The 2,642-nt window shown below is 72.2% G+C and carries 3 protein-coding genes; all 3 read right to left on the bottom strand.

What is annotated here, in order from left to right:
• Positions 1-57: 57 nt before the first annotated feature.
• Entirely contained in the window at positions 58-636 is a 579-nt protein-coding gene (locus tag N864_RS21275) for an NUDIX hydrolase (RefSeq protein ID WP_240474441.1), read from the bottom strand.
• Positions 637-679: 43 nt separating this feature from the next.
• On the bottom strand, positions 680-1,930 hold the full coding sequence (locus N864_RS21270) for a DUF6986 family protein (protein WP_051518897.1): 1,251 nt from the start codon (positions 1,928-1,930) through the stop codon (positions 680-682).
• A partial coding sequence (locus tag N864_RS21265) for an NAD(P)-dependent malic enzyme (RefSeq protein ID WP_034722120.1) occupies positions 1,927-2,642 on the bottom strand: 716 nt, incomplete at its 5' end. The genes N864_RS21265 and N864_RS21270, both read right to left, overlap by 4 nt.

Here is a 2,642-nt window from a genome sequence, read left to right as displayed (position 1 = left end):
CCGCTGCTGCGTCACACTCAGCAGGTCATCAGGGGGGCGGAGGGGTGGGCGTGGCCCTCATGCGGGGACCGTTGACTCCTCCACGCTGCCGCCATCCACGGGTGGACGGGGCGGCTGGCCGGCGGCAGTCTCGCGACGCCGCAGGTCCGCATCGGCCCACATCGTGAGCAGCTCGACGGGCCAGATTTCCTCGTCGGTTGTTGCCAGCTCGGCCCGCGTCCACCACCGGTGAGCGGTCAGGGTGAGCAGCTCCTGCTCAGTGTGGCCGGCGACGCTCACCTCGAAGGCCGGCACCCAGCAGGCGAAGAAGACGTCCTCCTGGTCGATGACGACGTCGGTGTAGCCATGAATGACGCGACGACTCAGCACCGGCCCGAGCAGCTGAGCCTTCTCGATGCGCGCGCCGGTCTCCTCCTCGACCTCGCGGGCGGCCGCGGCGACGTCCGTCTCGCCGGGGTCGATCCCGCCTCCCGGCGTGATCCACCAGCGTCGTCCGGGAAGCCCCGGGTCGCTGTCGGAGAAGAGGAGGATCCTGTCACGGTCGTCGACGAGCAGCACCCGTGCCGTGCGGCGGACACGGCGCGGCCGGTCCGCGGGCGGGACGGGGACGAAGGTGTGGACGGACTCGGTGGACACGCCCGCCATTGTGCCCGCGCGCCAACCCGCGAGGCAGGGCGGCTCAGACGGTCCGGCGCCGCGCCAGCCGCGCGAGGCGCGCCCGGTCGATGCCGATCCGATCGGCGAGCTCGGCCTCGTCGACGGCGCCGCACTCGACCCCCCGCAGCACGAAGCCCGCGAGCGCCACAGCGGTGGCGGGCTCGTCGAGGTACTCGGAGTGACCGCCGCCGGTGTACGCCCTCAGCCGGGCCGCGGCCGACTCGAACCCGTCGCGGTAGAACCCGAACGTCGCGGCGAACCGGGTCGGCAACTGTGCCGGGTGCAGGTCCCAACCCTGGTAGTAGCCGCGCTCCAGGGAGCGGCGGACCAGCCGTGCGTGCAGGGCCCAGCCGCGCCGGACCGCAGCCGCGTCGCCGACGGGCAGGATGTTCGTCGACCCGTCCGAGAGATGCACACCGGTGCCGGCCGCGGCGACCTGCATGACCCCCTTGGCATGGTCGGCCGCGGGGTGCTCCATGCTCTGGTACGCCGCGGCGATGCCGCACGAGGCGGAGTAGTCGTAGGTGCCGTAGTGCAGGGACGTCACCCGGCCCGCGCCCGCGTGGATCATGCGAGCCACCAGCGCCGTGCCGTCCGGCCCCAGGATCGACTGCGGCGTCTCGACCTGGATCTCGAAGCCGAGCCGCCCGGGAGCCAGCCCGTGGGTCGCCTCCAGCCACTCGCACACCGCGACCATCGCCTCGACCTGCTCGACGGCGGTCACCTTGGGCAGGGTCAGGACGAACCCATCGCCGAGGGCCCCACGCTTGGCGAGCTCGCCGACGAAGAGGTCCAAGGTGCGCAGCCCGCGTCGGCGGGTCGGCGCCTCGAAGGACTTGAACCGGATCCCGTGGAACGGCGCCGCGCTCCCCCCCTCGATCGCGTCGGCGAGGGCACCGGCGGCGCGCACCGCCTCGGCGTCCTCGTCGTCGTCCGCCCGGTTGCCGTAGCCGTCCTCGAAGTCGATCCGGACGTCCTCGACCGGCTCGCGCGAGAGCTTGTCCCTCACCCGCTGGTAGACCTGCTCGACGAGGTGCTCAGGCAAGCCAGCGGCGTCGGCGAAGCCGGCGGCATCGGCGCCGTGCTCGTCGAGGACGGCGAGCGCGCGGTCACCCCACTCCGGGACGGTGTGAGCGGCATACGCGTCCGCAGGGATGTAGACGGTATGGAGGGGCTGGCGCACCCCCCGGTCACCGGGATACTCCCGCGTCAGGCGAGCGTCGGCATGCGCGAGCTGCGTGTCGAGCCGGGAGACGAGCTCGTCGATGCTCACTTCTCCTCGCCCCGGTGCTGGCTCGGCCCGCCGGCGACGGCGTCGCGCACGGCAGCAGCGACAGCAGGGGCGACGACCGGGTCGAAGACTGACGGCACGATGTAGCTGGCGTTCAGCTCGTCCGGGGTGACCGAGTCGGCGATGGCCTTCGCCGCGGCGATCATCACCTGTTGGGTGATCTCGGCCGAGCCGGAGTCGAGCATGCCCCGGAAGAACCCCGGGAAGGCCAGCACGTTGTTGATCTGGTTCGGGTAGTCCGAGCGGCCGGTGGCGACGACGGCGGCATGCTCGCCGGCCTCGAGAGGGTCGACCTCTGGGTCGGGGTTGGCGAGCGCGAAGACGATCGCATCCTTGGCCATCGTCGCGATGTCCTCGCCGGTCAGCAGGTTCGGCGCCGACACCCCGATGAAGACATCGGCCCCCTTGAGCACGTCCCGGAGGGAGCCGGACTCGTCGCCGGCGTTCGTGTGGTCGGCAATCCACTGGCGGTCGGGGTCTGCGTAGGTCTCGCCGCGGTGGATCGCGCCCCGGCTGCCGCAGCCGATGATGTCGGTGGCGCCGAGCGCCACGAGCAGCTGGATGATCGCGTGTCCCGCAGCGCCGACACCACTGACGACGATGCGCAGGTCCTCCAGCCGCTTGTCGACGACACGCAGCGCGTTGCGGAGCGCGGCCAGCACCACGATCGCCGTGCCGTGCTGGTCGTCGTGGA

This window comes from Intrasporangium chromatireducens Q5-1 (genome assembly GCF_000576575.1).
GTDB lineage: Bacteria > Actinomycetota > Actinomycetes > Actinomycetales > Dermatophilaceae > Intrasporangium_A > Intrasporangium_A chromatireducens.
Note: the sequence above shows the minus strand (reverse complement) of the source record. Positions and strands in the feature narration are given on the sequence as shown.